Annotated in this window: 18 protein-coding genes; 9 read left to right on the top strand and 9 right to left on the bottom strand. The window is 38.0% G+C overall.

Features of this window, described 5'->3' with window-relative positions:
• Positions 1-20: 20 nt before the first annotated feature.
• A complete protein-coding gene (locus tag AC07YC_RS07435; RefSeq protein ID WP_494918933.1) occupies positions 21-1,190 on the bottom strand; it encodes a pyridoxal-phosphate-dependent aminotransferase family protein in 1,170 nt (389 codons plus the stop codon).
• A 139-nt stretch (positions 1,191-1,329) separates the two neighbouring features.
• On the opposite strand from AC07YC_RS07435, the gene AC07YC_RS07430 reads away from it, so the two are divergent.
• On the top strand, positions 1,330-1,539 hold the full coding sequence (locus AC07YC_RS07430; RefSeq protein WP_494918932.1) for a DUF3658 domain-containing protein: 210 nt from the start codon (positions 1,330-1,332) through the stop codon (positions 1,537-1,539).
• 28 nt (positions 1,540-1,567) lie between these two features.
• Here the strand turns inward: AC07YC_RS07430 and AC07YC_RS07425 are convergent, their stop codons facing one another.
• The 3 genes from AC07YC_RS07425 to AC07YC_RS07415 form a co-directional block, all read right to left on the bottom strand.
• A complete protein-coding gene (locus AC07YC_RS07425) occupies positions 1,568-2,053 on the bottom strand; it encodes a hypothetical protein (RefSeq protein ID WP_494918931.1) in 486 nt (161 codons plus the stop codon).
• Between the two features lie 344 nt (positions 2,054-2,397).
• Positions 2,398-3,024, bottom strand: a complete 627-nt coding sequence (locus AC07YC_RS07420; RefSeq protein WP_336636535.1) for a nitroreductase family protein — start codon at positions 3,022-3,024, stop codon at positions 2,398-2,400.
• Between the two features lie 410 nt (positions 3,025-3,434).
• Positions 3,435-4,661: a ferredoxin reductase family protein gene (locus tag AC07YC_RS07415; RefSeq protein WP_494918930.1), complete on the bottom strand. Its 1,227-nt coding sequence runs from the start codon at positions 4,659-4,661 to the stop codon at positions 3,435-3,437.
• A gap of 161 nt (positions 4,662-4,822) precedes the next feature.
• Between AC07YC_RS07415 and AC07YC_RS07410 the strand changes: the two genes are divergently transcribed.
• Positions 4,823-5,311 carry a metal-dependent hydrolase gene (locus AC07YC_RS07410; protein WP_336636533.1) on the top strand — a complete coding sequence of 163 codons (489 nt, stop codon included), beginning with the start codon at positions 4,823-4,825 and terminating at the stop codon, positions 5,309-5,311.
• A gap of 319 nt (positions 5,312-5,630) precedes the next feature.
• Here the strand turns inward: AC07YC_RS07410 and AC07YC_RS07405 are convergent, their stop codons facing one another.
• Entirely contained in the window at positions 5,631-6,452 is an 822-nt protein-coding gene (locus AC07YC_RS07405) for a squalene/phytoene synthase family protein (RefSeq protein WP_494918929.1), read from the bottom strand.
• Positions 6,453-6,680: 228 nt separating this feature from the next.
• Between AC07YC_RS07405 and AC07YC_RS07400 the strand changes: the two genes are divergently transcribed.
• The 5 genes from AC07YC_RS07400 (at position 6,681) to AC07YC_RS07380 (ending at position 9,579) form a co-directional block, all read left to right on the top strand.
• Positions 6,681-7,415: an SDR family NAD(P)-dependent oxidoreductase gene (locus AC07YC_RS07400; RefSeq protein ID WP_336636531.1), complete on the top strand. Its 735-nt coding sequence runs from the start codon at positions 6,681-6,683 to the stop codon at positions 7,413-7,415.
• A 415-nt stretch (positions 7,416-7,830) separates the two neighbouring features.
• Complete coding sequence (gene coaW, locus AC07YC_RS07395; RefSeq protein ID WP_336636530.1) at positions 7,831-8,667, top strand: type II pantothenate kinase; 837 nt, start codon at positions 7,831-7,833, stop codon at positions 8,665-8,667.
• A 124-nt stretch (positions 8,668-8,791) separates the two neighbouring features.
• Positions 8,792-9,016 carry a hypothetical protein gene (locus tag AC07YC_RS07390; protein WP_336636529.1) on the top strand — a complete coding sequence of 75 codons (225 nt, stop codon included), beginning with the start codon at positions 8,792-8,794 and terminating at the stop codon, positions 9,014-9,016.
• 22 nt (positions 9,017-9,038) lie between these two features.
• Positions 9,039-9,170 carry a hypothetical protein gene (locus tag AC07YC_RS07385; RefSeq protein ID WP_004269370.1) on the top strand — a complete coding sequence of 44 codons (132 nt, stop codon included), beginning with the start codon at positions 9,039-9,041 and terminating at the stop codon, positions 9,168-9,170.
• A gap of 88 nt (positions 9,171-9,258) precedes the next feature.
• Positions 9,259-9,579 carry a DUF3889 domain-containing protein gene (locus tag AC07YC_RS07380; RefSeq protein WP_336636528.1) on the top strand — a complete coding sequence of 107 codons (321 nt, stop codon included), beginning with the start codon at positions 9,259-9,261 and terminating at the stop codon, positions 9,577-9,579.
• Between the two features lie 35 nt (positions 9,580-9,614).
• On the opposite strand, the gene AC07YC_RS07375 is transcribed toward AC07YC_RS07380, so the two are convergent.
• Positions 9,615-10,169, bottom strand: a complete 555-nt coding sequence (locus tag AC07YC_RS07375) for a DJ-1/PfpI family protein (protein WP_494918927.1) — start codon at positions 10,167-10,169, stop codon at positions 9,615-9,617.
• Positions 10,170-10,333: 164 nt separating this feature from the next.
• Here AC07YC_RS07375 and AC07YC_RS07370 point away from each other — a divergent pair, with 164 nt between their 5' ends.
• Together AC07YC_RS07370 and AC07YC_RS07365 are read left to right on the top strand one after the other, a co-directional pair.
• Positions 10,334-10,732, top strand: a complete 399-nt coding sequence (locus AC07YC_RS07370; protein ID WP_233300855.1) for a MarR family winged helix-turn-helix transcriptional regulator — start codon at positions 10,334-10,336, stop codon at positions 10,730-10,732.
• A 5-nt stretch (positions 10,733-10,737) separates the two neighbouring features.
• The gene (locus tag AC07YC_RS07365; RefSeq protein ID WP_036127806.1) at positions 10,738-11,928 is read left to right on the top strand and encodes an MFS transporter; all 1,191 of its coding nucleotides are present in this window, start codon (positions 10,738-10,740) and stop codon (positions 11,926-11,928) included.
• A 39-nt stretch (positions 11,929-11,967) separates the two neighbouring features.
• Here AC07YC_RS07365 and AC07YC_RS07360 read toward each other — a convergent pair whose 3' ends face one another.
• The 3 genes from AC07YC_RS07360 to AC07YC_RS07350 all read right to left on the bottom strand — a co-directional run bounded on the left by AC07YC_RS07360 (position 11,968) and on the right by AC07YC_RS07350 (position 14,707).
• On the bottom strand, positions 11,968-12,582 hold the full coding sequence (locus tag AC07YC_RS07360; protein ID WP_336636525.1) for a C40 family peptidase: 615 nt from the start codon (positions 12,580-12,582) through the stop codon (positions 11,968-11,970).
• Positions 12,583-12,838: 256 nt separating this feature from the next.
• Entirely contained in the window at positions 12,839-13,417 is a 579-nt protein-coding gene (locus AC07YC_RS07355; protein WP_494918925.1) for a DUF3862 domain-containing protein, read from the bottom strand.
• A gap of 102 nt (positions 13,418-13,519) precedes the next feature.
• Positions 13,520-14,707 (bottom strand): MFS transporter, encoded by a 1,188-nt coding sequence (locus AC07YC_RS07350; RefSeq protein ID WP_494918923.1) that lies wholly within the window; start codon positions 14,705-14,707, stop codon positions 13,520-13,522.
• Positions 14,708-14,712 lie beyond the last annotated feature (5 nt).

The following is a 14,712-nucleotide window of genomic DNA, read 5'->3' as shown; positions in this document are numbered from 1 at the left end:
ATTCTTCACCTGTTTTCTTATTAACGTTGCAATGCTTTACGTTGAGCTGCTAAATATACCTCTTGAGCTGCAAGGACGCCTGCGCCTGGCTGGAAGTCATAAGCGAAGTCTTGGAGCGCCGCCTCCAATAAGGATACGGCTTGTAGTATATCACTCGGGAAGCAATAGCCCATATGGCCGAATCTGAAAATTTTACCTTGTAGATGACCAAGACCACCTGCAAAATCTAAGTGGTATTGCTGCTTAAGGTGCATTAAAAATTCACCAAGCTCAATACCCTTTGGTGCCTTAATCGCTGTAATGGTAGGGGAGGCGTATTGCTCTTCCGTTAAGAGCTCGATGTGTAAAGCTTTCATAGCACTACGTACCATGTTTTTCATCAGCTCGTGACGAGCAATGGTCTGTGAGAAGCCGCCTTCCCGTTCAATTAGCTGACAAACCTCATGCAGGCCATCAATCAGCGTGATAGCAGGAGTATTTGGCGTCATCCCCTTTTCTGCCCAACTACGATAACTTAATAGATTTAAATAATATGCTGGCGTTCGATTGTCTTCAATGACTTGCCAAGCTTTTTCGCTCACACTGATAAGAGAGAGTCCAGGCGGAAGCATCATCGCTTTTTGAGAGCCTGTCACGAGAATATCAATACCCCAAGAATCCATTTCAGCCGGCGCGCCGCCGATGCAGCTTACGCCATCCACGATAACGAGAGCATCTGTTTCGTCATGAATCACTTGTGCTAATTCAGCGACTGGATTTAAAATGCCTGTAGATGTTTCATTATATGTGACGAAAACTGCTTTAATTTTTTGTAATGGCTGTAAAAATGCTCGTAGCTCCTCAGGTGTGCAAGCTTGCCCCCATTCTTTTTCAAGCTTATGTACATGGAAGCCATATTGCTCACAAATGGAAACGAAATAGTCACCGAATGCCCCAACAGTAATGACCACAACTTCTTCACCAGCCGCAACCGTATTGACTGCCGCAGCTTCAAGTGCAGCTGTCCCGCCTGATGGCAAGAGTAAAATGTCCTGTGTCGTGCCAAAGACAGGCTTTACGGCTTCAATCGTCTCCCGGTATAATTCCACAAATTCTTGACTTCGATGACTAAAAATATCTCGACTCATCGCTAGTTGAACTCTCTTTGGAATCGGTGTTGGCCCTGGATGTCTTAAAATATTTTCATACATATTATCTATCCCCTTTACTTGACAGAAATTCGAAATTTTCTAACTATAATAATAACATACTTCTTGTAGGGGCTAGCTGCTTTTTTATTAAATAATGGAAGAGATTGTCATGATACTATAAATTGAAAAGGAGACCAAGGTGCATCAGGAACAGGGACATGTGGATTTTATTCAAACTGGGACATTTCTTTTAGAGCTACTGGCTAGAATGGAGGAACCGCCAAACATCTTTTATTTAGAATATAGAATTCGATATTTAATCTATAATGGCACCCTAGCATTAAAAGGTATTCCTAAATCTATGCGGGATTATTGTGTGAAAATATGCCAAAAAACCTCTTTAGTCTGAAGACTTAAAGAGGTTTTAGGATAGTGAACTAGGCAGCGAATGGTCTGTTCATGCGCATTAAACCGTAAATAGCAAAGAACAACCCGCCTGTAATAACCATTAGAATCGTGTAAAGTACAGCCTTACCAGTTTCACCACACCAGCGATAGAATAGGCGATATGTGAAATACAATGTAAAGCCCACCATACCTAGAGATGCGAGGAAACCGATAACTGGTATAAACGAAACGATAATCAAGCCTGCATAAATAAGGGTATTTTTTAGAGCTGTTGCACGAATCGTTTCTCGATTATCTCCACCGGCAGTCAGTAGGAAAAGGCTGTATACATTAATGATAGGAATCCAAGCAATATAGGCTACATCTCCAAAACCATTTGTTTTAGATGTCATAAAATAAATGAGTGCACTAATAATGTAGGCGATTAGCCCAAGAACAAGAGATGCTAAAATTAGGATAATAAATAAGCCTCCCATGGCTGCATCCAAATCAGAGTTATAATAATTATAGTCCATCAGAAAAACCTCCCTTCTTAAGAAAATACCTCCTAATGATACCAATCCTATTATGTTTAATCTACAACCATTTATATGTAAATTTTAGTAGAAACGGCATAAATGTACTAGAAAGAAATTTTTTATTCATTCTTTTATGATGATTTTTTGAGTAATGAATGAAAGAAATGCAAAAAATACCCTTGGGAAAATGAATATGATAGTTTAGGAGAATCATTTTTAAAGTTTTTTACCTTGTACTGCTCACAAACATTACTATCCTATGTTTGTAGTGGCATCTGACATGCCATTTTATTCAGAAAAAAATCACCTTCCCATATAGAAAGGTGACAATTTTACATGTATTACATAAATTTGGCGATATGCTCTAGCTCAATTCGTGAAGAATTATAGGCAGGGGCTGCTGCTTTACCAATCGCAATTAAAATAACGGGTACAATATGATCCGCTAATTCAAAATGTTTGGCGAAGGCTTCTTTATTAAACCCGCCCATTGGTACTGTATCATAGCCCATGTCTTTTGCTAAAAGCATGATTTGCATGGAAATGAGACCCGCATCAAATGTAACGATATTCTTTAAAACCTCCTGAGGAAGCTGAGAATATAAGTTCATAGAATTATTAATCATTAAATCCTTTGTTGCTTCATTAATATATCCAAGATCGAAATTTTTTGTAAAGATCGATTCAGCATTTTCGTACATTTTTGTATCGCCTAGGACAGCAATAACAGCTGAGGAAGTTTCCACTTGCTCTTGATTGTTAGCAATGGCACGTAACTCTTTTTTCATTGCCTCATCTTGAATAACTATAAAGCGCCATGGCTGTAAGTTACTTGAAGATGGTGCAGAAGTGGCTTCTATTAGTAGTTCCTCTAGTTGTTCTTGAGGAATTTTATAATTTTCGTCGTATTTACGAACAGATTTACGGTCATGCATAACTTTATTTAAATCGCTTTTTGTCACTGTCATTTATTTTGACTCCTTCATTATAAGATGCGTTTTTACTATACGATAAATGATTTCAAATTCCAAGTAAATTGCTCGAATTAAAGAGTCTTGAAGATAGGATTTTCGATGAGGTGGTGATCGCCTAAATGTCATGACGCATCAAGCTCAAAATTTGTAAGAAGCAATAACTGCATTTTTCATGCTTTTGATAGAATCTATCTTTGGTCTTAGAAAATATGTATTCGAACGAAGGACGACGAATCCTGCGGGAAAGTGGGTGTTGGGGTCGTGGATAGAGGGGATATTTTCTATGTGAAAGTGAAGAGAGGGATGCAGCTCGAAACTGTCCAGCCGTAGTGATAATTATTAAAAAAGACTATAGATCCACTCAGCTTTTTTGAGCTTGTCTACAGTCTGAAGGGCAACCCTCACTATCTTAATTTAAATGCCTCCCATTCTATATGGCTAGTAGGAGAGGACGATTTGAAGTGCTTCATCATTTTTTCGGGTCCACATAGATAAATACTTGTATGAGCTGGTATGGTCAGCTGGTCAAAAGAAAGTCTTTCCACCTGAGTTGTATCTATAAAAGTGACCGTAAATTGCTCATTGGATTGCGCATAATTCAGTAAATAATCTTTATAAACAATATTATCTACACCATGAAAGGAATAATATAAATCGATTTTCTCGGTTGGCTTTGTTTGCAAATAGGCGATAAATGGCGTAATGCCAATGCCCCCAGCAATCCAAAGTTGTTGATTGGCTCCTTTGGCAAAGTCAAAATGGCCAAAAGGACCATCAATGGCAACAGGGGTATCCACTTGTATTTCATTGTAGACCTGCTTAGTAAAATCGCCGACTGCTTTAATCGTCACCCTAATTTTTTCTCCATGACCACCAGAAATAGTGAAGGGGTGTGGTGCTTTTTCAATACCTTCCTGAAAGATTTTTAGAAAGAGAAATTGTCCAGGGCGGTAATGAAGTTTTTTCGTGAGGGTTAGCTCTAATTCGATAACATGGGCATTCAGTTTTTGAAAGTTGGAAATAGTTCCGTTATATGGGAAGAACATATCTTGATACATGGTCATCATATACAGGGCAGACATAAAGCCAATGGTTGCCGTAAGAGCTGTGAAAATACTTAATGCTGAAGGCTGTAATAAATCATATTCGCTCGAAAAATAAGTATGGTAAATGCCCAATGTATAAGGGAGCAGCAATAAGCGGTGTAGCCAGCGCCAATGCTCATATTTTAAAAATTTTGCTAGGAATGCGAGGGCGATCAGAATAATAAAGCCATATTGTGCGAGCTCACCAAGCTCTTTCGCCCATTCACGAAAAGATGTTTGTGGCAGATCTTCATCTGGAACCATCTTTTGCAATTGTCCATGGATAAGGATGAACGCAAGTGAAAACATGGCCAAAACTTTATGATAAAAATTTAGGCGCTCTAGCCCATGGAACCAGCGCTCTAATATTTTCATTCTTGTAGAGAAAAGAAATACAAGGAAGAGTCCTGTAATCGCTAAACCCCCAATAATATGGGCAAGCTTGTTCAGTGGATGAATGGGTGTCAGCGGTGTAGCAAAATACCAAAGGCATGCGCTACTTCCCATCGCCAAAATAATAAGTAGTAGTCCTCTATACGCTTTCATAAATAACCTCCATTCTTATTTTTAACCATATTTTTTATGGCTATACAATTATTGGATGAAAATATTTTAGATCGTACGTTCGGAATGTATGTTCCCTTTTGGGCATATGTATGTTACATTAAGAAGGTTCGCAAACTGCGTAAGAAAGGTGGAAGTAATTTATGCAAGGGAATACCCATATTGTTGGGGGCATTACAGCAAGTCTAGCCTTTGCACAAATTTCTAATGATAATCCGCTTGTTTTGGTAGGGGCAGGCGTTATCGGTGCATTACTTCCAGATATTTGCCATGGTGGTAGCAAAATCGGAAGGAAGCTTCCCATCATTTCAAAAATGGTTAATTCGTTGTTTGGACATCGTTCCTTTACACATAGTTTACTGTTTTTATTTTTGATTGGGATGCTACTACATACATTTATACCGTATAAATCCATTACAATAGGTATTTTATTAGGGATGGCAAGTCATGTTTTACTGGATATGGGGACCAAAAAGGGTGTTAAGCTATTTTTCCCAGTATCCATTTCGGTGCGTTTACCACTTACTACAAAAACAGGTAGTAAAGTTGAAAAAGTAGTGTTTACATTGTTAACAATGCTTTCAGTCTTTTTTAGCTATGAAATTATTGTGCAGCTTCTTGCTACTATTTAAGCAAAGAAACCCCTAAGCGTGTAAGATGCTCCCTATTAGGTAGGCAGATAAAAACATCTGTTTATCTGTGGGGAGTATTTTGTAAGCTTTTTTGTTGTGCATAGAAGCTTTGTGCAAGCCAAAAAAGCTTACAAATGGGGGATTTCTATGGAGTTTTTTCATTATAAAAAATCTGAAACTAGCTATTGCCCTTTGTGTAACACAAACCTTTATATAATAAGTGTTGCTCAAAAAGGAACCCCTGTACGAGAAAATTCTCATACAGGGGTTTTATAGGTTGTGCATCTTATTGGGTCATGCTAGAAAAGTAGGCCACTCATCAGTCAGCCTGTACCTCTTCGACCGTTTGTTCAACCTCTGTTCGTGTAATTTTTTCACGACCATCTTGCATGGCTTTCAATGTTTTATGCGCTAATGCAAGTGGTAATCGACAGAATAATAATACGGTGCGTTTATTAATATCTTTCATATAAAGATCAGCTTTTGCGAGGTTTTCCTCTGCATAAGCAAATAAGTCCTCGCGTGTCCAGCCGTCAGGAACGAAACTTACGCCACGCTCATCTAGATCCTCATGCTGATTGCGTAAAATATTGACAGCCTGGAGACCTCGGCCATAGCCAATTGCTAAATCTCGATCTGTTTGAATGTCTGCACCCCACGCCCAAAGCTCAGACAGCATTGTCCCAACAAGCCCTGCTACGTAGTATGTATAATCATCTAAATCCTCGCGTGTCTGCACCTGCCAATTCGCTTTAGACCACTTCGCCATACCAAGGGCCATTTCACTTGTAGAGGCTTGGACAATTTTTCGTGATTCCTCAGGGCAGAATGTTAGCCAATCTGCTAAGCGAAGGGTTACCTCAGGTAACTGTGCCGCATAAGGCGCTAACAATTCTTGATACGCCTCATCATTAAATGTGTCCTTTAAAAGGTCGCTAGTTGCTGATAATAAATCAAACTTCACATCATTGGAAAGCTGTTCATGATCTTCTATTTCATCAATGGCACGCATTGCTAAATAGGCAGCTGCTACCGATACCTTTAAATCATTTTTTAAGAAAGTGATAGGTATATAAAAAGTACGACTTGTGTCTTTTAAAACTTGCATCGCCTCTTTATAAAGTCTTTTTTGATCTTTCACTTGTATTCCTCCGTTCAAATGGTTCCACATCTATAGTATATCGTATCGTAAAAATGGGGAAAGATAAAACAGATTGTTCATGATTATGGAGATATTCTTTGAAAACGGTTACTAAAAATGATATAGTTTAATAGTAAACTATTTAAACCTATACCTTTATTGTGGTCTAAACGTGTCGGTTTATACTAGTACGACAGACAAATTTCAAGTGAGAGGAAGTATAAAGTAATGGGACGTTTAAATAATAAAATCGCAATGATTACAGGTGGAGCATCTGGAATGGGGGCAGCGATGGCAAAATTGTTTGCACAAGAAGGGGCTACAGTCATTGCAGCGGATATTAACGAGGAGAACCTAGCGAAAATTTCAGAGCTAGAAAATGTAGAGGGTATGAAATTAGATGTTTCTTCTGACGAAAACTGGGCAGAAGTGACAAAAGCGATTGTCGAAAAATATGGCCGTATTGATATTTTAATTAACAATGCTGGTATTTCTTCCGAAAAAGGTCCAGATGAAATTACACAAGCGGACTGGACAATCATGCATAATATCAATGCTTTTGGTCCATTCCTTGGCATAAAACATGCAGCTAACTATATGAAGGAAGCAGGAAAGGGTTCTATCGTTAATACATCATCTTACACAGCGATTATTGGTGCAGGCTTCAATGCATATACGGCATCTAAAGGTTCTTTACGTGCAATCGCTCGTGCAGCAGCTTCCGAGCTTGGTGCTTTCAATGTTCGTGTCAATACGGTATTCCCAGGTGTTATTGAAACACCGATGACAGCAAAATTATCGGAAGCAAAAGAAGCTATGGATATGTTAGTAAAAACTACGCCAATGGGACGTCTTGGTCAACCAGAAGAAGTAGCGAATGCCATCTTATTTTTAGCATCCGATGAAGCGTCTTATATTACAGGTGCTGAATTAGTTATTGATGGTGGTTATTCAGCTCGTTAATTAATACTAAAGAATAAGAAAGTGGAAATGCCTGTGTTCAAGCAGTGCATTTTCACTTTTTTTGTTTTTTTAGTAGAATGATGTTAAAGTATTATAATTCGTCAAGATTCCGCTGTTGATTAGAAAAATTTTGATAATTTTCGTGTTTTTTTCATGATTGTTTATGAAGTTATTGCACAATCATTTCAACAGCGTTAAAGTTTAGAAAGGGCGAAAATGTCATTACAAGATTTGGGGGACTGTACGAAGCATTATGGTTTCGTATATTAACTAGTTAGTCAGGGTTTTGGCACACAAAAACTCCTTGCAAAATCCTTGACACCAATGAAGGCATGAAACTTAAATAGTTGCCTGACTACTAGCGTAATGGTCATTAGGTAGATGAGATTACGTAATAAACACAAAGGAGAATAGTATGCCAAAGGCTATAGGTATTGATGCAGGTGGCACATTGACAAAGGTTGCTTTTTTAGATGAAGACAATGAACTTATTCTAACAACCTTCCCGTCAAATGATTTGCTATCTGTGAAAAATTGGATTATTGACCATCCAGATATTGAGGATATTGGTGTGACGGGGGGACGTACAGAACAATTACTTGATGTCATTAAAATGATGAAATCGATTCATTATATAGTAGAATTTGAAGCTACATTAAAAGGTGTTCGTTTTTTATTAAATAAAGAAGGCTACTTGTTTGAACGTAGTATGATTACTAATATCGGAACAGGAACTTCTATACATTATATGGAAGATAATACACATATACGCGTTGGTGGGACAGGCGTTGGTGGCGGTACATTAATAGGATTGTCAGCGCTTACAACAGGCATTACAGACTATAATGAAATTCGTGAAATGGCTGCTAACGGTAATCGAGAAAGTATCGATTTATTGGTAAAGGACATTTATCAAGGAATGGACACACCGATTGATGGTCATTTAACGGCTAGTAATTTTGGTAAAGTAGGTATTACACAATCATTGAAGCATCCTGCTGAGGATATTATTGCCACTGTCCAGGGACTTGTTGGCGAAGTGATTACAACATTAAGTATTCAATATGCTGAGGAAAAAAATACACAGCATATCGTCTATATTGGATCGACTCTCAGCAATAATGAGCATCTTACCCGCGTAATTGCCAATTATACACGAACAAAAAAGCATACACCTGTCTTTATTAATGATCATGGCTTTTCTGGAGCTGTGGGAGCATTACTAAATATAACGGAATATACAATTGTCTAAAAAATAAGAATGAACATGACTAACTGGCGTTAGTGGTGTTCATTTTTTTTTACAAAAATGCCCGAAAAAAAGACCTCATATAAACGGTAGTACCTGAGCAAATTATAGATAGGAGGTGATATCTGTGGGCAACCGAAATAATAAAAACAGCAAAAAAACAATGAATGCCAGAACGCATAATCCTTTTGGCACCTACAAAAGCAAAGACCTCGATAGAAGTAATAGTAATAATAACAACCCGAATGACAACTTGAATGAGGAGTTCTCGGCAGAATTTGATGCGAAAGCCAAAAATAAAAACAATAAAACGAATCATGATAAAAATCAACAATCCAATAAAAAAAGCTAATTATTATTTGGAGGTGTAAGCAATGGCGAAGAAAAGAAAAACAAGCTTTAAAAAGAAAAAGAAAGAGGATACACATAAAAAGAATGATCGGGAAGAATACTCAGCAGAGTTCAACCAAGTTATTCATAATAATCCTCAACAGCCAAAACAATAAACACTCCAGCTCCATAAGTAAAAGCTTTTGGAGCTCTTATTTTTTACTTGGTTCATCATTCTATACCGTCTAATGAGGAGGGTTTTCTGTGAAAAAAGTGTATGTAATGCTTGGTCTTCTGTTTGCCGTGCCATTACATATCCCTGAGATGGTTTTGGCACAGCAAGAAACACCTGCCTATGCGAAGTGGGGAAAGATGGCGGTAGAAGAAGTGAAGGGGAAGTATCCTCATGCCAAGATTGTGGATTATTTACATGAGGGCAAGGAAGTAAATGGGGCGTCAACCATTGAAAAATTTAAGCTTTGGCTGAAGCAACCTGACAAAGAATTTGGGGTTCATGTAAGAATTAGTTATTTAACCTCTACGCAAGAAGTAGAAAAAATCGAATTACAGGAAAGCCAGTCATAAAAAAGGGGATGCCTATGCTTAGGCATCCTCAATGCTTATCCCTCTAATTTTTGAATAAATTCACGCATAAGCCCTGGTAAATCTGGCCAAGCATGTCCGCTTACTAAGTTTCCATCTATGTGAAGATTGGCATCAATATAAGTGGCTCCTGCTATTTGGACTTCAGGCTTGCAGGCAATATAAGCTGTTAGTTCGCGTCCTTTTAGTATTTCGGGGATGGTAGCAAAAATTTGCGCTGCGTGACAAACGGCGGCAATCGGTTTATTGGTTTCAAAGAAATGGCTAACAAGTGTTGGTACATGCTCATTTAAACGAATATATTCTGGCGCTCTACCACCTGGAATTATTAATCCATCAAATTGTGATGGATCAACATCTGCAAAAGAAGCATGTGCCTCTAAGCCATAGGCAGGACGTTCAATATACGTATCGACGCCCTCTACAAAGTCATGTAAGACAGTTTGTAATTTCTTTGCGGATGGTGCAGCGATTGTGACATCAAAACCTGCCTCAAGACAACGATAATAAGGATAAAAAATCTCTAAAGCTTCTACTGCATCTCCTGCTAGTATTAAAACCTTTTTCCCCATGATTCCATCTCCTTTTCATTGTGAATCTCCTTGCTTAATTCGACAGAAGCAAAAAATTTCCTGCAAACATAGAACGACCTTTTGCCAAATTAGTTACTTTACAAAGAAAAAAATGAAGCGTATAGTTTATTTAGCTAGGTAAATAATTTTAGGAGGTAGATCATATGAATCCAATATTCCATGCTTTATTCCAAAAAAGCCGGTATTTAACGAACTGCTTAAATGAAGTTTTGAAGCAGCATCATTTATATAGCTCACAGTGGACCATTTTATATTGCTTACATAAAAACGGTCCTATGACCTTAACGCAAATATGGAAATATTTAAATGTAGAGGCACCAAGCATCACCAGAGCTATCACACGATTAGAAACTTTAGGGTGGGTGGAACGATTAGACGGGGAGGATAAGCGTGAAAAAATTGTAACCTTAACTGAACAGGCCAATGAGCGCTTACCAGCCATTACAGAAACGATTTTAGCGTTTGAGGAAGAAATGGTAGGATCACTGACGGCTGAGGAACAGCAGCAGTTTATGATATTACTGGAAAAAATGAAAGGTTGATTGACATGCAGCAAGAGGAAAATACACAAATATGGACAAAGCGGTTCATTAGTCTCTTTTTAACAAATATCTCAGTCTTTTTTGTTTTCTATGGGCTAGTAACGACTTTGCCGCTTTATGCCATCGGTGAACTACACCAAACGGATAAGGAAGCTGGCTTATTATTGTCAGGTTTTTTACTTTCAGCGATTATTGTGCGTCCATTTTCAGGAAAATTATTAGATGTGTTTGGAAAGAAAAAATTGCTAGTGCTATCCATAGCCGGCTATTTTATTTGTACTGTTTTATATTTATTCATACATCCATTTGGACTTTTACTTGGACTTCGTTTTATTCAGGGGATTTTCTTTAGTATTATTACAACAGCCGCAGGATCATTAGCTGCAGATATTGTACCAGCTAAGCGAAAAGGAGCAGGCTTAGGGTATTTCACGATGTCTACCAATCTAGCTGTTGTCATTGGGCCATTTATCGGCCTCTTATTAATTCAATATAGCACTTTTAACGTGTTATTTATTATCATGAGTATTTGTATATTAGCTGGGGGAATTTTAGCATTAACGGTTAATACCGACGATTTACCGCAGCCAACACATAAAGGGAAATTAACGTTCACCTTCCACGATTTATTTGAGCGTAAGGCTTTGCCCGTTGCAGCCATCGCTAGTTTAGTAGCTTTTTCCTATGCAAGTGTTTTATCATTTTTATCGGTTTATGCACAGCAGAAAGATTTAATGGCGGTTGCCAGTCTTTTTTATGCCGTGTTTGCAGCAGCTATGTTAATTACACGCCCATATACAGGTAAACTTTATGATACAAAGGGGCCTCAATTTGTCATACTTCCTGGTATTATCTCTTTTGCTATCGGACTTATCATGCTAGCCTTCGTTGAAGGACCTATCTTATTTTTGAGTGCAGCTATTTTTGTAGGCTTTGGCTACGGAGCAGTAACAACTAGCTTACAAGCTTTAGCCGTTCAATCAACAGCCATCCAACGAAGCGGTTACGCAACAGCAACCTATTTCACGATGTTTGACCTCGGAATCGCCCTAGGTTCTTATATATTAGGAATGGTAGCCGTACAGGCAGGGTATGCTTCTGTTTACTTATCAGGAGCCGGATTATTAGGAGTGGTCTTTATTATTTATCTCCTACGTCTTGCCAAGATAAAGCCGAAAAAAGTAGTGAATATATAGCAAAACAGTTGGGACACACCCAACTGTTTTTTGCTTTTATTATAAACGACCATAGCCAACGAAATGTTTTTTCCAATAGGCGTTATTAATATTAGCAATAGTAACGCCTCCATTACTAGCATTGATCATTTGATTATTGCCAATATAGATGCCGGCATGAGAAATTCCTGCTTTATATGTATTAGCAAAAAACACGATATCTCCGACTTGAGGTGAACTTACTTTTTTAGCAGACTGATAAAATCCAGCTGCCGTTTTACGTGATGTAGACTTACCAGCTTGATTAAAAACATAGGTGATATAGCCTGAGCAGTCAAAGCCTGTGCTCGGTTTTACCCCACCAAATGTATATTTGACACCTAATTGTTGCTTGGCGACCTGTAGTAATTTGGTCGACGTGTTCGGTGTAGTAGACAGTTGTTGATTGATCGTTAATTTTTGTCCAACATAAATATTGGAAGACGATAAATGATTTAAGTTCATCAATGTTTGATAGGATACACCGTGATGATTGGCAATCTTCCATAAGGAATCACCAGATTGAACGGTATAGGTCGCAGCTGATGCTGATTCTACTGTTGAAAAAAGTACGGATGCGCTTAATGCCAATGCCGCTAATTTCATGCCCCATCGATACTTTTTACTGCTCTTCATGCTTTCTTTCCTCCTATAATGTTAAAATTTAATACGAAAATGATTTTAACATCATATTATTACAGTTAGATGTCAATAAAATAACAATGTAGAGACTTTTTACAATGGGAAGAACATGATTTTTTTCTGATGATTTAGGGCTATATGGAGGTAGACAATGACCTGCTGAAGTTTGATCTAATTGGAGAACAAATGGTTTAGATAAGAAGGGAGAACACTAAATAACCAGATACTCAAATGAGTACCTGGTTTGATTTTATTCTAATCCTAATTGAGTTTTGTTCATTAATTTACCACCTTGAAACATTAACGAGGCATTGGCACCTAAGGATTTACCATTATACGTATACATAACGATATCCCCTGATTCAGAAAGAACCGCACCTTCGCCACCAAGAATATCGAATACTTGTTCTTTTGTCATTCCATTTTCTAGCTTGTTAAATTGATCAAGAGTAATTTCGATATCAGACGTTTCAACACCGAATTGTGCTTTATTGATTAACTTACCACCTTGGAACATCATTGTAGAAGATGACATGACGCCATCTGTTTCAAATTCGTACATAACAGTGTGGTGAGGTTCACCAGCTGACCCCGTTTCAGACATAATATTGCCCTCGGCACCAACAATTTTTACAACTTCTTCGTATGTCATGCCATCTTTAATTTGTTTGAATTTTTCTTCTGTCAATTTACCTTCTTCTTTTGCAGCTGGTGCGGATGCTTCTTGTTTAGAATCATTTGTTGGTTCATCCTTTGTAGCGGTCTCTCCACATCCAGCTAAGCCAAGACTTAATAATAGTGCCGCGCTAAAAATGAGTTTTTTCTTCATAATGAATTCCCCTTTAATTAAAAGTATTATTAAATTGTATCAATAATGGAAGGTATTGTCATTATGTAAAAAAACAACGTATTTTTATCAAGCATACCAGGGCTAGTGACTATTTTCTTTAGGTACAAAGGAGGTTTCCATTCCATTATTCCATGTTCTGAATAGCATGATGGCAAGACATAAAGCAATGATTACTGCACCCAATCCTACCCAATTCAAATTTAGGACGGAAGTATGGCTGATGACAAGCCCGCCTAATCCAGAGCCTAGCGCAAAACCAAATTGAATAAAGGACGTATTGATGCTTAGGGCAATGTCTGGATTTCGAGGTACCAAGGTAACCAAAAATAACTGCTGAGCAGGGGAAATACTCCATGTTGCTAGCATAAATATCATGAGAACTAAGATCAAAACAAAGAGATGGAAGCCCGCTAGCGTGAATAAAAGTAAGGTTACTCCCTGTAAGAACAGTCCGAAATAAATGGTGAATTTCAAACCTTTTGTATCTGCTAATTGTCCGCCCATTCTTGATCCCATGAAGCTACAAATTCCTGCTAGAAATAGAATGCCACTAATTTCAGTTATGGAAAGGGTGGATGTGGCTTGCAAGAAGGGCGTAATATACGTGAATAGAGTAGAGTATCCACCGATATAAAATAAAGTAATAGCCAGGGCAGTGAGAATTTTTGGATCTTTTAAAATAGAGAGCTGCATTCTAAGGGTAACAGTTTCTTCTTCTTTGATTGCTGGAACTCTTTTATATACGGTTAGCAATGGGAGAATCATTAATAAACCGATCAAAATAAACAAAACTCTCCATCCAAACATCTCACTAAAAAAGGTACCGATCGGAACACCAAGCACGAGTGAGCTACTTAGACCCATCAAAATAATTCCGATTGCACGGCCTCTTTTTTCTTTTTCAACTAGTCGTGTAGCTACTGCCATGGCTACCACTGTAGCAATTCCTCCGCTAACCCCTTGCATAATTCGTATCCACAGTGCTGCTTCATAAGCAGGACTTATAAACATTAGTATGGTGCTGGCAATAAACACACCTATAGTTATAATGAGTAGCTTTTTACGGTCCATATTGATCGTGAGGGCGATTAGAATGGGGGCGATAATGGCTGCAGCGAGGGCAAATACTGTCACCAATAACCCAGCTTCCGAAACGGTTACTCCAAAGTCCACGGCAATCATTTCAATTACTCCTGTAATAATGTACTCAACAGTTCCAATAAGGAAAACAATAAATGCTAAAATATAGATAATCATATTATTTTTCAACTCAA

The organism is Lysinibacillus sp. GW247-5R2A (assembly GCF_059424475.1).
The sequence above is the reverse complement of the archived record's forward strand: the minus strand, read 5'-3'. Positions and strand labels throughout refer to the sequence as shown.